The sequence below is a fragment of the Hymenobacter gummosus genome, from assembly GCF_003970915.1.
Taxonomy (GTDB): domain Bacteria; phylum Bacteroidota; class Bacteroidia; order Cytophagales; family Hymenobacteraceae; genus Solirubrum; species Solirubrum gummosum.
Genome location: NZ_RXOF01000046.1, coordinates 1 through 292, shown reverse-complemented (window position 1 = coordinate 292; position 292 = coordinate 1). Strand labels below are relative to the sequence as shown.

At 57.9% G+C, this 292-nt stretch carries 1 protein-coding gene; it reads left to right on the top strand.

Annotated features, from left to right (window positions below; all coding sequences use genetic code 11):
• On the top strand, nucleotides 1–292 hold a 292-nt coding region (locus EJV47_RS27785; protein ID WP_341539284.1), incomplete at both ends, for a penicillin-binding transpeptidase domain-containing protein.

The following is a 292-nucleotide window of genomic DNA, read 5'->3' as shown; positions in this document are numbered from 1 at the left end:
TGAAGTACTACCTGAACAAGAAGTACCGCATGAAGGTGTTTACCTGGCACGGGGGCGAGAAAGAGGTGCTGATGTCGCCGATGGACTCCCTGGCCTACTACAAGCGCCTGCTGCACGCTGGCTTTATGGCCATGAACCCGCTCAACGGGCAGGTGAAGGCCTGGCTGGGGGGTACCAACTTTAAGTACATCAAAGACGACCACGTGAAGCAGGGCAAACGCCAGCCCGCCTCCACGTTCAAGCCCTTCGTGTACGTAGCTGCCATCGACCAGGAATACTCGCCCTGCTGCCA